At 72.3% G+C, this 17,983-nt stretch carries 19 protein-coding genes and 2 pseudogenes; 9 read left to right on the top strand and 12 right to left on the bottom strand.

Translation table 11 applies throughout. The features are described from left to right. The first annotated feature begins 1 nt into the window (after window position 1). The 5 genes and pseudogenes from hutU to hutH all read left to right on the top strand — a co-directional run bounded on the left by hutU (window position 2) and on the right by hutH (window position 6,791). On the top strand, window positions 2-1,648 hold the full coding sequence (gene hutU, locus Prum_RS25370; RefSeq protein ID WP_173078775.1) for a urocanate hydratase: 1,647 nt from the start codon (window positions 2-4) through the stop codon (window positions 1,646-1,648). Then, window positions 1,645-2,805 carry an allantoate amidohydrolase gene (locus Prum_RS25365; RefSeq protein ID WP_173078774.1) on the top strand — a complete coding sequence of 387 codons (1,161 nt, stop codon included), beginning with the start codon at window positions 1,645-1,647 and terminating at the stop codon, window positions 2,803-2,805. The genes hutU and Prum_RS25365 overlap by 4 nt, the downstream gene beginning before the upstream one ends. Then, window positions 2,802-4,097 carry a formimidoylglutamate deiminase gene (locus tag Prum_RS25360; protein WP_173078773.1) on the top strand — a complete coding sequence of 432 codons (1,296 nt, stop codon included), beginning with the start codon at window positions 2,802-2,804 and terminating at the stop codon, window positions 4,095-4,097. Before Prum_RS25365 ends, Prum_RS25360 begins: the two co-directional genes overlap by 4 nt. Continuing rightward, window positions 4,094-5,260 carry an imidazolonepropionase gene (hutI, locus tag Prum_RS25355; protein ID WP_173078772.1) on the top strand — a complete coding sequence of 389 codons (1,167 nt, stop codon included), beginning with the start codon at window positions 4,094-4,096 and terminating at the stop codon, window positions 5,258-5,260. The genes Prum_RS25360 and hutI overlap by 4 nt, the downstream gene beginning before the upstream one ends. Beyond that, window positions 5,257-6,791 (top strand): annotated as a pseudogene (hutH, locus tag Prum_RS25350) (histidine ammonia-lyase). Before hutI ends, hutH begins: the two are co-directional and overlap by 4 nt. 7 nt (window positions 6,792-6,798) lie before the next feature. Here hutH and rdgB read toward each other — a convergent pair. Both rdgB and rph read right to left on the bottom strand, forming a co-directional pair. Further along, a complete protein-coding gene (gene rdgB / locus Prum_RS25345) occupies window positions 6,799-7,410 on the bottom strand; it encodes an RdgB/HAM1 family non-canonical purine NTP pyrophosphatase (protein ID WP_173078771.1) in 612 nt (203 codons plus the stop codon). Beyond that, window positions 7,407-8,132, bottom strand: a complete 726-nt coding sequence (gene rph, locus Prum_RS25340) for a ribonuclease PH (RefSeq protein ID WP_173078769.1) — start codon at window positions 8,130-8,132, stop codon at window positions 7,407-7,409. Before rph ends, rdgB begins: the two co-directional genes overlap by 4 nt. A 76-nt stretch (window positions 8,133-8,208) precedes the next feature. On the opposite strand from rph, the gene Prum_RS25335 reads away from it, so the two are divergent. Both Prum_RS25335 and Prum_RS25330 read left to right on the top strand, forming a co-directional pair. After that, on the top strand, window positions 8,209-8,481 hold the full coding sequence (locus Prum_RS25335) for a type II toxin-antitoxin system Phd/YefM family antitoxin (RefSeq protein ID WP_173078767.1): 273 nt from the start codon (window positions 8,209-8,211) through the stop codon (window positions 8,479-8,481). Continuing rightward, complete coding sequence (locus Prum_RS25330; protein ID WP_173078766.1) at window positions 8,478-8,879, top strand: type II toxin-antitoxin system VapC family toxin; 402 nt, start codon at window positions 8,478-8,480, stop codon at window positions 8,877-8,879. The genes Prum_RS25335 and Prum_RS25330 overlap by 4 nt, the downstream gene beginning before the upstream one ends. Here the strand turns inward: Prum_RS25330 and Prum_RS25325 are convergent. The 4 genes and pseudogenes from Prum_RS25325 to Prum_RS25310 all read right to left on the bottom strand — a co-directional run bounded on the left by Prum_RS25325 (window position 8,846) and on the right by Prum_RS25310 (window position 12,789). Next, window positions 8,846-9,709 carry an SGNH/GDSL hydrolase family protein gene (locus Prum_RS25325; protein ID WP_173078764.1) on the bottom strand — a complete coding sequence of 288 codons (864 nt, stop codon included), beginning with the start codon at window positions 9,707-9,709 and terminating at the stop codon, window positions 8,846-8,848. The genes Prum_RS25330 and Prum_RS25325 overlap by 34 nt on opposite strands. After that, window positions 9,703-10,830, bottom strand: a complete 1,128-nt coding sequence (locus Prum_RS25320; RefSeq protein ID WP_218577334.1) for a glycosyltransferase — start codon at window positions 10,828-10,830, stop codon at window positions 9,703-9,705. The genes Prum_RS25325 and Prum_RS25320 overlap by 7 nt, the downstream gene beginning before the upstream one ends. Beyond that, window positions 10,827-11,968: pseudogene (locus tag Prum_RS25315) on the bottom strand (glycosyltransferase family 4 protein). The gene Prum_RS25320 and the pseudogene Prum_RS25315 overlap by 4 nt, the downstream one beginning before the upstream one ends. A 74-nt stretch (window positions 11,969-12,042) precedes the next feature. Further along, window positions 12,043-12,789 carry an MBL fold metallo-hydrolase gene (locus Prum_RS25310; RefSeq protein WP_173078762.1) on the bottom strand — a complete coding sequence of 249 codons (747 nt, stop codon included), beginning with the start codon at window positions 12,787-12,789 and terminating at the stop codon, window positions 12,043-12,045. A 262-nt stretch (window positions 12,790-13,051) separates the two neighbouring features. Between Prum_RS25310 and Prum_RS25305 the strand changes: the two genes are divergently transcribed. Continuing rightward, entirely contained in the window at window positions 13,052-13,474 is a 423-nt protein-coding gene (locus Prum_RS25305; RefSeq protein ID WP_173078760.1) for a hypothetical protein, read from the top strand. 8 nt (window positions 13,475-13,482) lie between these two features. Here the strand turns inward: Prum_RS25305 and Prum_RS25300 are convergent, their stop codons facing one another. Genes Prum_RS25300 through Prum_RS25285 form a run of 4 tightly spaced genes read right to left on the bottom strand, consistent with a single transcriptional unit; the run spans window position 13,483 to window position 16,234 of the window. Next, complete coding sequence (locus tag Prum_RS25300; RefSeq protein WP_173078758.1) at window positions 13,483-14,448, bottom strand: PLP-dependent cysteine synthase family protein; 966 nt, start codon at window positions 14,446-14,448, stop codon at window positions 13,483-13,485. 11 nt (window positions 14,449-14,459) lie between these two features. Then, window positions 14,460-14,780 (bottom strand): MoaD/ThiS family protein, encoded by a 321-nt coding sequence (locus tag Prum_RS25295; RefSeq protein WP_173078756.1) that lies wholly within the window; start codon window positions 14,778-14,780, stop codon window positions 14,460-14,462. A gap of 48 nt (window positions 14,781-14,828) precedes the next feature. Beyond that, on the bottom strand, window positions 14,829-15,323 hold the full coding sequence (locus Prum_RS25290; protein ID WP_173078754.1) for a M67 family metallopeptidase: 495 nt from the start codon (window positions 15,321-15,323) through the stop codon (window positions 14,829-14,831). 29 nt (window positions 15,324-15,352) lie between these two features. Then, entirely contained in the window at window positions 15,353-16,234 is an 882-nt protein-coding gene (locus Prum_RS25285; RefSeq protein ID WP_178132663.1) for a LysR family transcriptional regulator, read from the bottom strand. Window positions 16,235-16,312: 78 nt separating this feature from the next. Here Prum_RS25285 and Prum_RS25280 point away from each other — a divergent pair, with 78 nt between their 5' ends. Beyond that, window positions 16,313-17,167: an aldo/keto reductase gene (locus Prum_RS25280; RefSeq protein WP_173078752.1), complete on the top strand. Its 855-nt coding sequence runs from the start codon at window positions 16,313-16,315 to the stop codon at window positions 17,165-17,167. A gap of 6 nt (window positions 17,168-17,173) precedes the next feature. Here Prum_RS25280 and Prum_RS25275 read toward each other — a convergent pair whose 3' ends face one another. Both Prum_RS25275 and clpS read right to left on the bottom strand, forming a co-directional pair. Then, window positions 17,174-17,668: a DUF2017 domain-containing protein gene (locus Prum_RS25275; protein ID WP_173084123.1), complete on the bottom strand. Its 495-nt coding sequence runs from the start codon at window positions 17,666-17,668 to the stop codon at window positions 17,174-17,176. Between the two features lie 21 nt (window positions 17,669-17,689). Next, window positions 17,690-17,980, bottom strand: a complete 291-nt coding sequence (gene clpS, locus Prum_RS25270; protein ID WP_173078750.1) for an ATP-dependent Clp protease adapter ClpS — start codon at window positions 17,978-17,980, stop codon at window positions 17,690-17,692. Between the last annotated feature and the right edge of the window lie 3 nt (window positions 17,981-17,983).

Raw genomic sequence — 17,983 nt, 5'->3', positions numbered from 1 at the left:
CATGCCGACGATCCAGGCCCCGCGGGGCACCGAGCGCACCGCTCGCGGCTGGCCGCAGGAGGCGGCGCTGCGGATGCTGATGAACAATCTCGACCCGGATGTGGCCGAGCGCCCCGATGACCTCGTGGTGTACGGGGGTACCGGGAAGGCGGCCCGGGACTGGCCGTCGTACCACGCGCTGATTCGGACGCTCGGCACGCTGGCCGACGACGAGACGATGCTGGTGCAGTCGGGGCGTCCGGTGGGCGTATTCCGTACGCATGAGTGGGCGCCGCGGGTGTTGATCGCCAACTCGAACCTGGTGGGTGACTGGGCCACCTGGCCGGAGTTTCGCCGGTTGGAGCGGCTCGGCCTGACCATGTACGGGCAGATGACCGCCGGGTCGTGGATCTACATCGGCACGCAGGGCATCTTGCAGGGCACGTATGAGACGTTCGCCGCGGTGGCCGCCAAGCGGTTCGGTGGGTCGCTGGCCGGCACGCTCACGTTGACGGCAGGCTGTGGTGGGATGGGCGGCGCGCAGCCCCTCGCGGTCACCATGAACGGCGGAGTCTGCCTGATCGTCGACATCGACCCCACCCGGTTGGAGCGCCGGGTCCAGACCCGCTATCTGGACGTGGTGGCTGGATCCCTCGACGAGGGACTGCGCCTCGCCGAGCAAGCCAAAGAGGACCGCAGACCACTCTCCGTCGGGGTCGTCGGCAACGCGGCCGAGGTCTTTCCCGAGTTGCTGCGCCGGGGCGCCGGCATCGACATCGTCACCGACCAGACCAGCGCGCACGACCCGCTGTCCTATATCCCGGTAGGCGTGGAGCTGGCCGACGCGACCGCGTACGCGACCGCCAAGCCGGAGGAGTTCACCGACCGGGCGCGGGCGTCGATGGCGGCGCACGTGGAGGCGATGGTGGGCTTCCTCGACGCGGGCGCGGAGGTCTTCGACTACGGCAACTCCATCCGCGGCGAGGCGCAGCTCGGCGGCTACGGACGGGCGTTCGCGTTCCCGGGCTTCGTGCCGGCGTACATCCGGCCGCTGTTCTGCGAGGGCAAGGGCCCGTTCCGGTGGGCCGCCCTGTCCGGTGACCCGGCGGACATCGCCGCCACCGACCGGGCGGTGCTGGAGCTGTTCCCGGAGAACGAGTCGCTCGCGCGGTGGATCCGGCTCGCTGGCGAGCGGGTGGCGTTCCAGGGATTGCCGGCCCGGATCTGCTGGCTCGGCTACGGCGAGCGGGACCGGGCAGGCGTCCGGTTCAACGAGATGGTCGCCTCCGGCGAGTTGTCCGCGCCGGTCGTGATCGGCCGGGACCACCTCGACTGCGGGTCGGTGGCCTCGCCGTACCGGGAGACCGAGGCGATGGCCGACGGCTCCGACGCGATCGCCGACTGGCCGCTGCTCAACGCCCTGGTCAACACCGCTTCTGGGGCGTCCTGGGTGTCCATCCACCACGGCGGTGGGGTCGGCATCGGACGCTCGATCCACGCCGGGCAGGTATGCGTCGCGGACGGCACCGCGCTGGCCGGGCAGAAGATCGAACGCGTGCTGACCAACGACCCCGGCATGGGCGTGATCCGGCACGTCGACGCCGGCTACCAAGCCGCGGCCGAGGTCGCCACAACCACTGGCGTACGGATCCCGATGGACGAGTCATGAACACCTTCCGGGAACTGTGGGACCAACTCACCCCGATCGGCCGCGACCCCGACACCGGCGGCTACCTGCGGTACGCGTGGACGCCCGCCGAGCTGGCCTGCCGGGAGTGGTTCCGGGCGCAGGCGGACGCCCGGCACATGCCGGTCGAGGAGGACGGCAACGGCAACCTCATCGCGTGGCTGGGCGATCCCGCGGGCGGCGGAGCCGTGCTCACCGGCAGCCACTTCGACTCCGTCCCGCACGGTGGGGCGTACGACGGTCCACTGGGGATCGTGAGCGCGTTTCTGGCCCTGGACGCCCTCCGGGAGCGGCCGCAGCGACCCATCGGCGTCGTCGCCTTCGCGGAGGAGGAGGGCGCACGCTTCGGGGTGCCGTGCCTCGGCTCCCGGCTGGCGACCGGCGTACTGGACCCCTCGCGAGCCGCCGCCCTGACCGACCGGTCAGGCGTCACGCTGGAGGCGGCCATGGGTGCACGGCCGGCCGGGCGGACGGACCTGGTGGACCGGGTCGCGTGCTTCATCGAGCTGCACGTCGAGCAGGGGCGCGCGCTGGACGTGCCGGTTGGCGTCGGGAGCGCGATCTGGCCGCACGGGCGCTGGCGGCTGGACTTCACCGGCGAGGGCAACCACGCCGGCACCACCCGGATGGCCGACCGGCGCGACCCGATGCTGACGTACGCGTACACGGTGCTCGCCGCCAACAAGGAGGCCCGGTTGCGTGGCGCGCACGCCACCGTCGGCCGAGTCTCGGTCGAGCCCAACGCGACCAACGCCGTCCCGTCGGTCGTACGCGGCTGGCTGGACGCCCGCGCCGCCGACGCGGACACTCTCGACGCGCTCGTCGAGGCGGTGCACAAGCGGGCGGTCGAACGGGCCGCCCGGGACCGCACCGAGGTGACCCTGACTGAGGAGTCGGTCAGCCCGCTGGTCACATTCGACGCCACGCTGGAACGCCGGTGCGCGGCGCTGCTCGACGCGCCCGTGCTGCCGACCGGTGCCGGCCACGACGCGGGCGTGCTGTCCGCGTACGTGCCCACCGTCATGCTCTTCGTCCGCAACCCCACCGGCATCTCCCACTCCCCCGCTGAGCACGCGAAGGACGCCGACTGCGAGGCCGGCATCGCCGCCCTTGCCGCGGTGCTCGTGGAGCTGGCGTGATGCGCTACCACGCCGAGTGGGCCTGGCTGGGCGACGACGTCGTCCCCAACGTGCTCATTGAGGTGCGCGATGGGCGAGTCACCGCGGTCACTCCCGGAGCGGAGGCAGGGGGCGCGGAGCGGCTTGGCGGGCTTACGTTGCCGGGGCTGGCCAACGCGCACTCGCACGCCTTCCACCGCGCGTTGCGGGGGCGCACCAACGTGCGGGGGACGTTTTGGAGTTGGCGCGAGCGCATGTACGAGGTCGCCGGCCGGCTGACTCCGGACACCTACCGCGCCCTTGCTCGGGCGACGTACGCGGAGATGGCGCTGGCGGGGATCACCTGCGTGGGCGAGTTCCACTACCTGCACCACGACGTGGGCGGCACGCCGTACGCCGACCCGAACGAGATGTCCGCCGCCCTGGTCGAGGCGGCCGCCGAGGCCGGCATCAGGATCACCGTCCTGGACGCCTGCTACCTCACGTCCACCGTGGACGGCCAGCCGCCCAGCGGAGTGCAGCAGCGGTTCAGCGACGGCGACGCCGGCCGCTGGGCCAGCCGCGTCGACGCCTTCAAGCCGCCGCCCCACGCCCAGGTCGGTGCGGCCATCCACTCGGTACGCGCGGTGCCCGCCGACCAGATTCCCACGGTCGCGTCATGGGGAGGCCCCCTGCACGTCCACCTTTCCGAGCAGCGCGCCGAAAACGCCGCCTGCCTGGCGTACCACCGGCGTACGCCCACCGAGCTGCTGGCCGACGCGGGTGCGCTCGGCCCGCGCACGACCGCCGTCCACGCCACCCACCTCACCGACGGCGACCGCACCGAGTTGGGCGACACCGACACCGGCGTATGCCTGTGCCCGACCACCGAGCGCGACCTCGCCGACGGCATCGGCCCGGCGCGGGCGCTCGCCGACGCCGGCAGCCCGCTCAGCCTCGGCAGCGACAGCCACGCCGTCATCGACCTCTTCGAGGAGGCGCGCGCCGTCGAACTGGACGAGCGGCTGCGCACCGAGCGGCGCGGCCACTTCGCCACGGCGGAGCTGATCCAGGCGGCCACCGCCACCGGTCACGCCGCGCTCGGTTGGACCGATGCCGGTGCCATCGCCCCGGGCCGCCGCGCCGACCTGGTGACCGTGCGGCTGGACAGCCCGCGCACGGCCGGGACGGGGCCGGAGGGGGCCTTCTTCGCCGCGACCGCGGCCGACGTCGTACAGGTCATTGTGGACGGTCGGGTGATCGTCCGGGACGGCCGGCACGCGAGCATCGACGTACCGGCCGCGCTCCGCGACGCCATCGAGGCGGTGACATGAACCTCCTGATTGACAACATCGGCGAGTTGGTCACCAACGACCCCGCCCTCGGCCGCGGCCCGCTGGGCATCATCGAGCGGGCCGCCGTCCTCATCGAGGACGGCACCGTGGTGTGGGTCGGCCGCACCACGCACGCCCAGCCGGCTGACCGGCGGCTCAACGCCGAGAGCAGCGCCGTGCTGCCGGGCTTTGTGGACAGTCATGCCCACCTCGTGTTCGCGGGCGACCGCGCGGCCGAGTTCGCCGCCCGGATGGCGGGTCGCCCATACGACGGCGGCGGGATCCGCACCACCGTCGCGGCCACCCGCGCGGCCAGCGACGACGAGCTGCGCGCCACCGTCGCGCGCCTGCACCGCGAGGCGCTCCGGCAGGGCACCACGACGATCGAGATCAAGAGTGGGTACGGCTTGAGCGTCCCCGACGAGGCCCGATCCTTGCGAATAGCACAGGAGTTCACGCAGGAGTCCACGTTTCTCGGCGCGCACGTGGTCCCGCCCGAGTACGCCGCCCGCCCGGACGACTACGTGGGCCTCGTCTGCGGTCCGATGCTGCGCGCCGCCGCGCCGTACGCCCGCTGGATCGACGTCTTCTGCGAGAAGGGCGCCTTCGACGCCGACCACTCCCGGGCGATCCTCACCGTCGGGCAGGCGGCCGGCCTCGGCTTGCGGGTGCACGCCAACCAGCTCGGCCCCGGGCCGGGCGTACGGCTGGCCGTCGAGCTGGGCGCCGCGAGCGCGGACCACTGCACGCACCTGGACAAGTCCGATGTGGACCACCTCGCCGGGTCGGACACCGTGGCGACCCTGTTGCCCGGGGCCGAATTCTCCACCCGGTCCCCCTATCCCGACGCCCGGCGCCTCCTCGACGCCCGGGTGACCGTAGCCCTCGCCACCGACTGCAACCCCGGCTCGTCGTACACCTCGTCTATGCCCTTCTGCGTGGCGCTCGCCGTCCGCGAGATGGGCATGACCCCGGCGGAGGCGGTCTGGGCCGCCACCGCGGGCGGCGCGCGAGCCTTGCGCCGTACGGACATCGGCGTCCTGCGGCCCGGTGCGCGCGCCGACCTGATGGTACTCGACGCGCCGTCCCACCTGCACCTGGCCTACCGGCCGGGCGTTCCTCTCGTCCGTCACACCGTGCACAATGGGGTGCTTTCCCGATGACCGTCACCGTCCAACCCACCGGCGTCTCCCCGGCCGACGTGCTCGCCGTCGCCCGCTCTGGAGCACGTGTCGACATCGCACCGTCCACAGTCGACGCGATGGAGCGCAGCCGCGCCATCGTGGATGGTATCGAGCGTGACGGCCGGCCCGTCTACGGCATTTCCACCGGCTTCGGCGCGCTCGCCAACACGTTCGTCGAGCCGTCCCGCCGGGCCGAACTACAGCACGCGCTCATCCGCTCGCACGCCGCGGGCGTCGGCGCCCCCATGCCGCGCGAGGTGGTACGGGCGATGATGCTGCTGCGGGTGCGTTCGCTCGCGCTGGGCCGCTCCGGCGTCCGCCCCCTGATCGCGCAGGGCCTCGTCGACCTGCTCAACCACGACGTGACCCCGTGGGTGCCCGAGCACGGCTCGCTCGGCGCGTCCGGCGACCTGGCGCCGCTCGCCCACTGCGCGCTCGTGCTGCTCGGCGAGGGCTGGGTGCTCGACAAGTCGGGCGCCCGGATCGACGGCGCGGAGGCCCTGCATCGGGCCGGCCTGCGCCCCATCGAGCTGTCCGCCAAGGAGGGCCTCGCGCTCATCAACGGCACCGACGGCATGCTCGGCATGCTGCTGATGGCCATCGCGGACGCGGCTCACCTCTTCACGATGGCCGACGTCACCGCCGCCCTCGCCATCGAGGCCATGCTGGGCACCGACCGGCCGTTCCTGCCGGAGTTGCACGCGATCCGGCCGCACCCCGGGCAGGCCATCTCCGCGGCCAACATCCACCGGCTGCTGCAGGACTCCGGGATCATGGATTCGCACCGCAACGACATGGTGCACGCGGTGCAGGACGCGTACTCGATGCGGTGCGCTCCCCAGGTGGCCGGCGCGGCCCGCGACACGCTCGCGTTCGCCTCCGCGGTGGCCGACCGCGAGCTGCTCAGCGTCGTCGACAACCCGGTGGTCCTGCCGGACGGGCGGGTCGAGTCGACCGGCAACTTCCACGGGGCGCCGCTGGGGTTCGCCGCCGACTTCATGGCCATCGCCGCGGCCGAGGTCGGCGCGATCGCCGAACGGCGGGTGGACCGGCTGCTCGACGTGTGCCGCTCGCGCGACCTGCCCGCGTTCCTGTCACCGGACGCCGGGGTCAACTCCGGGCTGATGATCGCGCAGTACACGGCCGCCGGGATCGTCGCCGAGAACCGCCGGCTCGCCTCGCCCGCCTCGGTCGACTCGGTGCCCACGTCCGGCATGCAGGAGGACCACGTCTCGATGGGCTGGGCCGCCACGGTCAAGCTGCGCCGGGTCCTGGACAACCTCACCAGCCTGCTCGCCGTGGAACTGCTCGCCGCCGTACGCGGCCTGCAACTCCGCGCCCCGCTCCGCCCGTCCCCGCCGGCCGGGCGGCCGTGGCAGCGGTACGCGAATTCGCCGGCGACCCAGGCCCGGACGTCTTCCTGGCCCCGGTGCTGGAGCACGCCCGGTCCACGGTCGCCGGCCCGGGGCTCCGCTCCGAGGTCGAAGCCGCGGTGGGGCCGCTCGCGTGAGCAGGGGTTAGGCGGGCAGCGCCTTGGCGACCACCTTGGCCAGGGCGCGGAACGCCTTGCCGCGGTGGCTGATGGCGTCCTTCTCCTCCGCGGTCAGCTCGGCGTTGGTGCGGGTCTGCTCCTGGCCCAGGAAGATCGGGTCGTAGCCGAAGCCGCCGGTGCCCCGGGGGCCGCGCAGCAAGCGGCCGGGCTGGCGCCCTTCTACCAGGTGCTCCTTGCCACCAGGCAGCACCAGCGCGGCCGCGCACACGAACGCCGCACCCCGGTGCTGGTCGGGCACGTCGCCGATCTGGGCGAGCACCAGGTCCAGGTTGGCCCGGTCGTCGCCGTGCCGGCCGGACCACCGGGCGCTGAACACGCCGGGCATCCCGCTCAGCGCGTCCACCGCCAGCCCGGAGTCGTCGGCGACCGTGGGCAGTCCGGTGTACTTGACCCCCTCGCGGGCCTTGAGCAGGGCGTTCTCGCCGAACGTGAGGCCGGTCTCGGGCGCCTCCGGATAGTCCGGCACGTCGGCGAGCCCGACCAGTTCGACCGCGTGCGCGCCGAGCGCCTTGTCCAGGATGCGCTGCAGCTCGTCGAGCTTCTTGGCGTTGCGGGTGGCGAGCAGGAGCTTGGTCATGCCAACGCCGCTTCCTGCAGGGCCGCGAGCTGCCGGCACCCGGCCACGCCCAGGTCGAGCAGCGCGTCGAGCTGGGCGCGGTCGAACACCCCGGACTCGCCGGTGCCCTGCACCTCGACGAAGTCACCGGCGCCCGTACACACGATGTTCATGTCGACCTCGGCGGTGACGTCCTCGTCGTAGCAGAGGTCGAGCCGGACCTCGCCCTTGATGACGCCGACGCTGACCGCGGCGACGGACCGGTGCACGGCGTCCGCCGGCTTGCCGGCCAGCAGCCCGCGCTTGGCCATCCAGGTCACCGCGTCGTGCAGCGCCACGTACGCCCCGGTGATCGCCGCCGTGCGCGTGCCGCCGTCGGCCTGGAGCACGTCGCAGTCCAGCACGACCGAGTTTTCGCCGAGCGCCTTCAGGTCGATGCAGGCCCGCAGGCTCCGCCCGATCAGCCGGGAGATCTCATGGGTACGGCCGCCGACCCGGCCCTTGATGCTCTCCCGGTCGGAGCGGGTGGTGGTGGCGCGGGGCAGCATCGAGTACTCGGAGGTGACCCAGCCGAGGCCGGAGCCCTTGCGCCAGCGCGGCACACCCTCGGTCACGCTGGCGGTGCACAGCACCCGGGTGGCGCCGAACTCCACCAGCACCGAGCCCTCGGGATGCATGCTCCACTGTCGAGTCAGCGTCACCGGCCGCAGTTCGTCGGGCGTACGCCCGTCCGGTCGTCCCATGGGCCCACCCTATGTGCCGGGCATACCGAGGCTCTTGCCGGCCCATACGTAGTACATAACGTAGTACCATCACTCTGTGGACCAGATCCCGATCCGTGCGCTGAACCAGAACACGGCCGAGGTGTTGGCTCGCGTCGAGCATGGCGAGACCGTCGAGGTGACGAATCGCGGCCGGCCAATAGCTCGCATCGTGCCGATCACCACCGACGCGCTGTCCGATCTGGTCGCGGCGGGCACGGTTGCGCCGGCGACGATCAGCGGCCCGATACCCATGCCGACAACGCCTGCCGAACCGGGGTCGGAGGCCGGCGCTCTTCTGTCGGAGTTGCGCGAAGAGGAACGCTGGTGATCTACCTCGACAGCGCGGCGTTGGTGAAACTTGTCCGTACGGAATCCGAGTCCGCCGCCTTGGTGACATGGCTCAACGACCGCCCTGAAGAACCGCTCATCGCTTCGGCGCTCGTCGAGGTCGAGGTTCCTCGCGCCCTTCGACGGGCCCAGCCAGGAGTTCTAGGGGCTGTGGCGGGGGTCCTCGCGCGGGTCAATCGCGTAGAGATCAACGCCGCAGTGCGTGCGACCGCGGGTGCATATCCCGACCCGGGCCTTCGGTCGCTCGATGCGATCCATCTCGCGACAGCCGAGTTGCTCGTGGCCTCCGGAAAGGCCGTCAGCGCTTTCGTCACGTACGACAAGCGGCTGGCCGCAGCCGCTGGTCAGGTGGGCTTGCCGGTGGAGGCGCCGGCCTGATACCCGTCGGCGAAGGTAACCAGTGCGGCGGAGATCTCGCGCTGGACCGCCTCGTCGAGGTCGTTGGCGATGCCGCGCAGGTCGTACCACCACTCGGCGAGGGCCATCCGGGCCAGCGAGGGCACCAGGTCCCTCGACCGGCGGTACAGCCACGCGCTCCCCTGCGTCGCCATCCACCAGACGCGGGCGGCGCGGGTCGGCGGCGGGTTGCCCGGTTCCAGATCCGGGCGCCGATGGGTCGGGCCACCGCTGGCCGCGACCAGGTCGAAGAACGATGCCGCCAGCAGCCGGTGCCCGCGCTCGCCCGGATGCAGCCGGTCGACGCTCCACATGCGAGGGTCGTACACCTGGGGCAGCAGGCCGAGGTCCATGTGCACGCCCGGCACCCGGGCCGCGACGGCGTGGGTGACCGCGTTGACCGCGGCGATCCGCCGGGCCAGCGGCCGGGCCAGCGCGACCGGCAGCCCGAAGACCCGCCCCGGGTCGGGGAGGCACGCGGTGAGCACCAGCGCGCCCGCCCGGTGCAGCGACCCGATCGTGTGGTCCAGCGAATTGCCGATCGCGGTCACGTCGAAGCCCCGCCGGAGCGTGTCGTTCACGCCCACGAGCACGGCCGCGATGTCCGGTTCGTGCGCCAGCGCCACCGGCAGCTGGTCCCGGACCACATCGGCGGCGAGCGCCCCGCTGCTGGCCAGGTTGTGCAGAGCGACCTGGCCGGGCGGGGCCAGCCCGTCGGCCAGCAGCGCCGCCCACCCGCGCCAGCTCCCGTCCGGCATCGGGTCGCCGAAGCCGGCCGTCGTCGAGTCGCCCAGCGCGACGAAGGTCAACACACCGAGCTCCCCACCGGTACGCCGTGCGCCCGCAGGAAGCCGTCCACCGCCGCGGGCCAGGAAAACTGCTCGGCCCGCGCCCGCGCCGCGGCCCGCCGCCGGGCCTCCGGGCGTTCCAGCAGCTCGAGTACGCCGTCGGCGAAGGCGACTCCGGTGCCGGCTGCCGCCAGGCCAGCGGTGCCGACCACCTCGGGCAGGGCGCTCGCGGCGTTGACGACGACCGGCGTGCCGCACGCGAGGGCCTCCAGCGCCGCCAGCCCGAACGTCTCCACCGGCCCCGGCGCCACCACCACGTCGGCGCAGGCCAGCAGGTCGGCCACGGCGTACCGGTCGGCCACGAACCCGAGGAACCGCACCGGCAGCCCGGCGGCACGCTCGCCCAGCGCCTCCCGCCGGGGCCCGTCCCCGACCACGACCAGCACGGCCGGTACGCCCGCCGTACGCAGCGCCCGGACCGTGTCGACGGCCACCTCCGGGTGCTTTTCCCCGGACAGCCGGCTGCAGTGCACGACCAGCACCTCGTCGCCGGCGGCGTACCGGGCGCGGACCTCGGGGTCGCGCCGGCTCGGGTGGAACGTCTCCAGGTCCACGCCCAGGGGCACCTCGACCAGGTTGTCCACGCCCAGCCGGCGGAACTCGGCGGCCGCCCACGCCGTGGTGCAGACGATCTTGTCGTACGCCCGCGCGGTGCGGCGGTTGGCCAGGTCCGCGAAGCCCACCCGCAGCGACTCCGGCACCCCCCACACGGTGAGCAGCCCGGCGAGGCTCTCGTGCGACACCATCACCGAGGGAACCCCTCGGTCCCGGGCCCACCGGCCGGTCCAGCGCAGCGTGGAGCGGTCGGAGACCTCGATGTGGTCCGGCTCCAGCCGGTCGAGCAGCTTGGTCAGCCGGCGCCGCCCGGTGATCAACAGCCGGTACCCGCCGCTGCCCGGCACCTCCGGACCGGGCAGCGTGATCACCCGGCCGTGCGGGGTCAGCTCGTCGGACATCTGGGCGCCGGGCACGATCAGCACCGGCTCGTGCCCCGCCGCCAGGTAGCCCTCGCCCAGGCAGCGCAGCGCGGTACGCAGGCCGCCCGAGCGAGGCATCACAAAGTTCGCCAGCCGCACTATTTTCACGCGGCCACCGGGACCCGGGTCGGGACACCGGGGCCGGCCAGGACCGCGCGGTAGTGGTCGATCAGCTCGTCGCCGACGGCGGCCCAGGTGCGCCCCTCCACGCCGGCGCGCGCGGCGGCGCCGTACCGCTGGCGGAGCGCGGGGTCCGCGACCAGCTCGGCCACGGCTGCCGCGATCGCGGTGCCGTCCTCGGGCGGCACCAGCGTGCCGTTCTCGCCGGGGATGACCAGGTCGACCGGGCCACCGGTGGCGGGCGCGATCACCGGCAGCCCGCTGGCGAGCGCCTCCTGCACGGTCTGCCCGAACGTCTCGTGCGGGCCGGTGTGCGCGAACACGTCGAGGCTGGCGAAGAGGCGGGCCAGCTGGACACCGTGCCGGGCGCCGAGGAAGAGCGCCTCGGGCAGCGCCTTCTGCAGGTCGCGGCGGGCGGGACCGTCGCCGACGATCACCACCCGCACGCCGGGCAGCTTGCAGGTCGGGGCCAGCAGGTCCACCCGCTTCTCCGGGGCGAGCCGGCCGACGTACCCGACGATCAGCTCGCCGTTCGGGGCCAGCGCCTTCCGTACCAGCTCATGGCGCTTGGCCGGGTCGAACCGCACGGTGTCGACGCCGCGGCGCCAGAGCCAGACCCGCTGGACGCCGTGGGCGACCAGGTCGGCGGCCGCGCTGGTGGACGGCGCGAGCGTGCGGTCGGCGCCGTTGTGGATCGTGCGGAGCCACCGCCATGCGGTGGCCTCGCCCCAGCCGACGTACGTGCGCGCGTAGGCGGCGACGTCGGTCTGGTAGACCGCGAGGCAGGGCAGCCGCTGCTGGCCGGCGAGCGCGACGCCGCGCGCGCCGAGCAGGAACGGGCTGGCCAGGTGGACGACGTCGGGCGCGTGCGCGACCAGCGCGTCGGAAAGCTTGGGGCTCGGCAGCCCGAGCCGCAGGCCGCGGTAGCGCGGCATCGGCACGCTCGGCACGCGGACCACCGGGTACGGGTGTGAGCCGGTCAGCCCGCGGGTCGACGACGACGGCGCGGGCGCGATGACCATCGGTGCGTGGCCGCACCTGACCAGGTGCTCGGCGATGCGGACGACGGAGTGCGCGACGCCGTTGACGTCCGGGGGAACGACTCCGTGATGATCGCGATACGCATGCGCTCACCGTGAGGTTTGCGCCGGTGCGGCAGGCTACGCCCAACTAACGCATCGGCGAACAGTGGCGCAAACTTCAGATCTCGTACCGGGATCCAGGTCTGACAATCTCTACCGGGCCACCAAAGGCCGCCGTAGCAGCGTCGAACGTGTCCGCCTCGCTGCCCCACGCGGTGACGAGATGGGTGAGCAGAAGCTGGTTCACGCCGGCCTTGGTCGCCACCTCGCCGGCCTCCCGACCGGTCAGGTGCAGATCCGGCGGGTTGTCCACGCCGTCGAGGTAGCTGGCCTCGCAGAGGAAGAGGTCGGCGCCGAGCGCGAGGCGCAGCAGCGCGTCGCAGGGCGCGGTGTCCGAGGAGTACGTCAGCACCCGCCCCTTGCTCTCCAGGCGCACGCCGTACGTCTCCACGGGGTGGTTGACCCGGTCGACCGTGACCGTGAACGGGCCGATGGGAAACGTGCCGGGCTGCAGGCCGTAGAACGTGTAGACGTCGTCCACCAGCCCTTCCTCCGGGCTGTACGCCGCCGCGATGCGGTCCGGGGCGCCGGCCGGGGCGTACACCGGGATGGGCGGCAGCGGGCCGGCCGGGTCGTACCGCCGGACCACCACGTACGTGCACGCGTCGAGCATGTGGTCGCAGTGCAGGTGGGTGAGCAGGATCGCGTCGATGGCGTGCAGGCCGGCGTACCGCTGTAGCGCGGAGAGCGAACCCGACCCGAAGTCGACCAGCAGCCGGAAACCGTCCTCCTCAACGAGATACGCCGAGCAGGCTGACTCGGGACCGGGAAAACTGCCAGCGCAGCCCAGCACCGTCAGTCGCATCCCGTAGCCCTTGCCTCACGCTTCGCTGTCGACAGGCCCTCGGCGCCTGGCCCGAAGATCCGTACCGGCGAGTCTGTCACGGTGCGCAGCCTACGCCGTGACCAGGGCGCGACAGAAAGATCTGATACAACATGTCGTCAAGGTGACATTGCCTTTGGGAAATGCGGGTTTCCTGTGGCTCTAGCCCACTCCCGTTACGCGCAGTGACACGAAAGCGTTGCACTGGGTGAACGTATCCGCTTCACCCAGGACGGTGACCCACGTGAGCACCGAGGCAGATGAATCGTCTCCGGAACGGTCCTTCGTCGAAGGACTTGGCCTGCGCATACAACGGGACGAGCGGCCCGAACCCGGGCCGGCGCCGCACGGCGTAGCGCGGATCTTCCGGCTGCCCCGCTCGCACGACCCGGCACCGCCGGCCACCCGGCTGATCGTCATGTGCGCCTGGGCCACCGCGCTGGGCGTCGCCGGGCTGGGCGTGGCGACGCGCGGGCTGATGGCCATCATGGGCGGCCTGGTGCCCGGCTGGTACGAGCCGTCGTTCGTGGCCGTCGGGCTGGCCGGGATCGGGCTCACGGTGGGCGCCTTCATGTCGATCCACCACCGCCGCCTGCCCTGGGTCCTGCTGGCTCTCGCCATCGTGCCCCTGGCGGGCTCGGTAGCGCTCACCATCCAGGCGACCTAGGCGGCGACCTAGGCCCAGAGCTGCCCTTCGAGCGCCTCCTCGGCATCGGCGAGCGTGCCGCCGTACGCGCCGGTCGACAGGTACTTCCACCCACCGTCCGCGACCACGAAGGCCACGTCCGCCCGGCGCCCCGCCTTGACCGCCTCGTGCGCCACGGCAAGCGCGGCGTGCAGCACGGCCCCGGTGGAGAAGCCCACGAAGAGCCCCTCCACATCGACGAGCTGCCGGGTACGCAGGACCGCGTCCCGGGTGCCCACCGAGAAGCGGCGGGTCAGCACCGTCGCGTCGTACAGCTCCGGGACGTAGCCCTCGTCGATGTTGCGCAGGCCGTAGACCAGCTCGCCGTACCGCGGCTCGGCGGCCACGATCTCGATGCCCTCGACCTTTTCCCGCAGGTAGCGGCCGGTGCCCATGAGCGTGCCGGTGGTGCCCAGCCCGGCCACGAAGTGGGTGACCGAAGGCAGGTCGCGCAGCAGCTCCGGCCCGGTCGTCTCGTAGTGGGCGCGGGCGTTCGCCTCGTTGCCGTACTGGAAAAGCATGACCCAGTCGGGGTGCTCCACCGCGATCTGCTTGGCGGTGGCGACGGCCTGGTTGGAGCCGCCCGCCGCCGGCGAGAAGATGATCTCGGCGCCGTACATGCGCAGGAGCTGGATCCGCTCGGTGGACACGTTTTCCGGCATCACGCAGACCAGGCGGTAGCCGCGCAGCTTGGCCACCATGGCCAGGGAGATGCCGGTGTTGCCGCTGGTCGGCTCCAGGATGGTGTCGCCGGGGCGGAGCGTGCCCACGGCCTCGGCGGCGCGCACCATGAACAGGGCCGCCCGGTCCTTGACCGAGCCGGTGGGGTTTCGGTCCTCCAGCTTGGCCCACAGGCGCACCGGTGGCGCCCCTTCGGGCACCACCGGTGACAGCCGCGGGAGGCCGACGAGCGGCGTACCCCCGCAGGCGTCCAGCAGGCTGTCGTACCGCGCCATGGCGGTCCGCCCTAGAGGCGGTTGCCGAGCATCGCCGCGGCGGCGGCGAAGCCGAAGGCGCCGCCCGCGACGGCCGGCAGGATCGTGACGGTGTCGCCGTCGTTCAGCTTGGCGTCCAGCGCGCCCAGGAAGCGCACGTCCTCGTCGTTGACGTAGACGTTGACGAACCGGTGCAGCGCGCCCTCGTCGGTGACCAGCCGGCCGCGCAGGCCGGCGTGCTTGCCGTCCAGGTCGGCGAGCAGGTCACTCAGCGTGTCGCCGGCGCCCTCGACGACCTTGGCGCCGCCGGTGTAGTTGCGCAGGATGGTGGGGATGCGAACCTCAATGGCCATGACAGAAAACTCCTCGGAAAAGATCTCGACAACGGTGGGCCTGAGCGCTCAGCGGGAACACTCGTAGTCGACCGTCGTCGGGCTCTGCCCGAACATGTACGTCTGAACGGCGTGCGGGTCCACGGTCGCATCAACGATCCGGACCGGCTCTTCGGTTACGGCCCCGTCCACGATGCGGAACGACCGGATCTCCTCGGTCGCCGGCTCCCGGGTGGAGACCAGCAGGTAGTGGGCGTTCGGCTCGCCAAGATCCGACGCGATCCCGATGTCGCTCCGCGACGGATACGCCTCGGTCGCGGTGTGCGAGTGGTAGATGACCACCGGCTCCTCGTCGCGGTCGTCCATCTCGCGCCACACGCGCAACTGCTCCATCGAGTCGAGCGAGAAGAAGGTCATCGACCGCTCGGCGTTCTGCATGGGGATGTGCCGGACCGGGGTGTCGCTGCCCACCGGGCCCGCGACAAGACCGCACGCCTCGTCCGGGTGGTCCCGGCGGGCGTGGGCGAAGATCGCGTCAACGATCGCCCGGTCGATGGTCAGCACGACGCACAGCCTACCTCGCGCCCCAGCGCTCAGCCGGTGAGCTGTGCTTGGCGCAACAGCTCCGCCGCGGGCGGGCTGGCCGGGCGGCCGGCGGCCAGGGCCATCCATACCCGCCAGGTGTACGACGAAGGCCCGGTCAGCGGCACCGCGCGCACCTGGTTGGGCCGCTTGCGCGCGATCGGACGCGGTACGACGGCCACGCCCAGCCCGGCGCCCACGAAGTCCAGCAGGCTGTGCACGTCGTTGACCTCCACCGAGATCCGCCGGGACAGCCGCCGGGCGGCGCACTCGACCTCGGTCACCTCGCGGGCGCCGAACCCCCGGTGGAAGTCGACGAAGATCTCCTTCTCCAGGTCGTCCCAGTCGACAGCGGCGGCGTCGGCGAACCGGTGCGCCGGGTGGCAGACCACCATCATCGGCTCGGCCGCGAGCGGGATCAGGTCGAGCTGCTCGGGCGGCTTGCCGTCGGTGGCGATGAACGCCATGTCGAGGCGCCCGGCCCGCAGCTCGGCGCACAGGTCCGCGGTGGCGCCCTGGCGCAGCATGATCTCCACGTCGGGGTGCCGGTCGCGGAAGCCGGCCAGCAGCTGGGCCACGTTGACCACGCCGAGGCACTGCTCGGCCCCGACCGCGAGGGTGCCCCGCAGCAGGCCCTGCACCGCGGCGACGGCCTGCCGGGCCGCCTCGGCGCTGGCGAGCGTGCGCCGGGCCTCGGCCAGCAGCGCCCGGCCCGCCTCGGTCAACTCCACCCGCCGGGTGGACCGGACGAAGAGCGGGGCGCCCAACTCGCGTTCGAGCGACCGCACCGACGCGGACAGCCCGGACTGGGCCACCCGCATCCGCTCGGCCGCCCGGGTGAAGTGCTGCTCCTCGGCGACCGCGACGAAGTACTCCAGATGCCGCAGCTCCACGATTGAGCAGTCTAAGCGCTGAATCCCAGCAGTTTCTTCTGTTGGATCCGGTGTGCGCCGCGCGCGAGGGTTGGGCCCATGGAATTCCGCCGCATCGGAGATATCGAGGTCAGCGCGATCGGGCTCGGCGGCATGCCGATGTCGATCGAGGGGCGCCCCGACGAGGACCGGTCCGTACGCACCATCCACGCCGCGCTCGACGCCGGCGTCACCCTGATCGACACCGCCGACGCCTATCACCTGTACGCCGACGAGGTGGGCCACAACGAGTCCCTGATCGCACGGGCGCTGGCGAGCTACGGCGGCGACACGTCCGGCGTACTGGTCGCCACGAAGGGTGGCCACCTGCGCCCCGGCGACGGGAGCTGGACGCAGGACAGCTCGCCCGAGTACCTGAAGGCGGCGTGCGAGGCGTCGCTCAAGCGGCTGGGCGTCGAGGCGATCGGCCTCTACCAGCACCACCGCCCCGACCCGAGGGTCCCGTACGCCGACTCGATCGGCGCGATCCGCGACCTGCTCGACGCCGGCAAGATCCGCATGGCCGGCATCTCCAACGCGGACCCGGATCAGATCCAGCAGGCGCAGGAGATCCTCGGCGGGCGGCTGGTGTCCGTCCAGAACCAGTTCTCCCCGGCGTTCCGCAGCTCCGAGCCCGAGCTGGCGCTCTGCGACAAGCTGGGCATCGCGTTCCTGCCCTGGTCGCCGCTCGGCGGCATCGCGCAGGCCGGCGAGCTGGGCAGCCGGTTCGCGCCGTTCGGCCGGGTCGCCGAGGCGCACGGGGTGAGCCCGCAGCGGGTGTGCCTGGCCTGGATGCTGGCCAAGTCGCCGGTCGTGCTCCCCATCCCCGGCGCCAGCCGCCCGGAGAGCATCCGCGACTCGGTAGCGGCGGTCGACCTCCACCTCACCGCCGAGGAGCTCGCGCTCCTCGACTGAACGAGGTCAGCGGACCAGGGCGGTGAGCAGGGATTCCTGGAGATAGCCGAGGTAGGCGTACACGGAGAGCTGGAAGACGCGGGTGGACGTGGGGTCGTGCAGCACCGCGTCGTCCAGCTCTTCGCCGAGGTCGGTGTCGCCCTTGATCTCCAGCCGTACGCCCATCGCGAGCCGGGCGTCGTTGAGCGCCCGCAGCCACGCCTCGGAGGTCTCCCAGTCCAGCCGGACCTCCCCGCCCCCGTCCGCGGGCAGTACGGCCAGGATCGCCCCGGCCTGATCGATCTTGCTGGTCTTCAGGTCGCCCTCGGTGTACCGCCGGAACTCGGCCGAGTTGTGCGGGTCCTCGGGATAGATGTCCGGAAAGAGCCGCTCCACCACCGGGTCTTCGTGGTCGAAACCCTCGCTGAGCAGGCCAACGACCTCAGAGGCGACCTTACGCAACACCCGGACCTCGTCCGGGGCGAAGGTCGCCACGCAGTGTTCTCCGTGCCGGCGGAACATACTCACGAACTCGAAGGCCCTTCAGGCTCGGTCGACCGTGGCCCACAAACCGTACTGGTGAAGCTGTGAAGCGTCATGCTCCATCCGCTCCCGGGCGCCGCTGGTGACCACGGCCTTGCCCTTGTGGTGCACGTCCAGCATCAACTTCTCGGCCTTGTCCTTGCTGTAGCCGAAAAGCTTCTGGAAGACCCACGTTACGTACGACATCAGGTTGACCGGGTCGTCCCACACGATCGTCACCCATGCCCGGTCCGCGACCGGCACCTCTTCAATGTCCGGAGTCTCGACCGGCGCAACCTGTGGAGCCGCCATGCC

This window comes from Phytohabitans rumicis (genome assembly GCF_011764445.1).
In the GTDB taxonomy this organism is placed as follows: Bacteria; Actinomycetota; Actinomycetes; order Mycobacteriales; family Micromonosporaceae; genus Phytohabitans; species Phytohabitans rumicis.
The sequence above is the reverse complement of the archived record's forward strand: the minus strand, read 5'-3'. Positions and strand labels throughout refer to the sequence as shown.